Consider the following 1,056-nt stretch of genomic DNA (forward strand, 5'->3'; position numbering starts at 1 on the left):
CCCTCGCTGCCGGAAAACGGGTCGGCAAAGCCCAATGGCTGCCCCGCCAGCATCGCCGCGGCGATCGGGATGCGCGTCATGGTCTGCACCCCCCCCACTGCGATCACGTCCTGGGTGCCGCTCATAACCGCCTGGGCGGCAAAGTGCAGCGCCTGCTGCGACGAGCCGCACTGGCGGTCCACGGTGGTGCCCGGCACGCCAAGCGGCAGCCCGGCCGCCAGCCAGCTGGTGCGGGCGATGTCCCCCGCCTGGGCACCGATGGTGTCGACGCAACCGAAAATCACGTCATCGTAGTCTTCTGCGGGGACGGCATTGCGCGCCACCAGTGCTTTGAGCACATGCGCGCCGAGGTCGATGGCATGGACCTCGGCCAGCGCACCCTTGCGCTTGCCGGTGGGGCTGCGCAGCGCATCGACGATATAGGCCTCTGGCATGGTTCACTCCTCGAAGGTATGCCCGGGCCCAAGCCGGGCGTGGTCGGCGAACAGGTAGGCACCGACACGGGATTTGTGGAAACCGCGGTCGCCCCACGACGCATCCAGCGCCCAGGCCCGCTTCATGAACATCTGCAGGTCGACTTCCCAGGTGTACCCCATCGCGCCATGCACCTGGATGCCCTTGCGCGCGGCCAGCCAGCTGGCCTCGCAGCAGGCCAGCCGGGCTTGCGAAACCCACACCGAAGCACCCGGCTCGGCATTGGCCAGGCCATGAGCGGCGCGGTACAGCACGGGTTTGGCCTGCTCCACCTGCCGCGCCACATCTGCCAGGTGATGCTTGACCGCCTGGAAACTGCCGATCGGCTTGCCGAACTGCTTGCGCTGGGCCACGTAGTCCACCGACAGGTCGAGCATGCGCTGGGCCAGGCCGAGCAATTGCCCGGCCACCGACAGCGCGCCGCGGTCGAGCATTTGCGCTTGCAGGCGGCGGCCTTGCTCACCGCTGGCCAGCAGGGTCTGCGCGGTGGGGTTCCAGCTGACCTGACCCAGGCGCCTGGAGGCATCGATACTCGGCTGCGCCTGCACATCCACCGCCGCTCGCGGCACCAGGTGCAAGTCA

The 1,056-nt window shown here is 68.7% G+C and carries 2 protein-coding genes; both read right to left on the minus strand.

Annotation, left to right across the window (positions count from 1 at the left end; translation table 11 throughout):
- Window positions 1–434: beta-ketoacyl synthase N-terminal-like domain-containing protein (locus HP546_RS30590; protein ID WP_306126066.1), on the minus strand; the 434-nt coding region annotated here is incomplete at its 3' end.
- A 3-nt stretch (window positions 435–437) separates the two neighbouring features.
- On the minus strand, window positions 438–1,056 hold a 619-nt coding region (locus tag HP546_RS30595), incomplete at its 5' end, for an acyl-CoA dehydrogenase family protein (RefSeq protein WP_256678584.1).

This window comes from Pseudomonas sp. CM25, assembly GCF_013179705.1.
Classification (GTDB): Bacteria; Pseudomonadota; Gammaproteobacteria; order Pseudomonadales; family Pseudomonadaceae; genus Aquipseudomonas.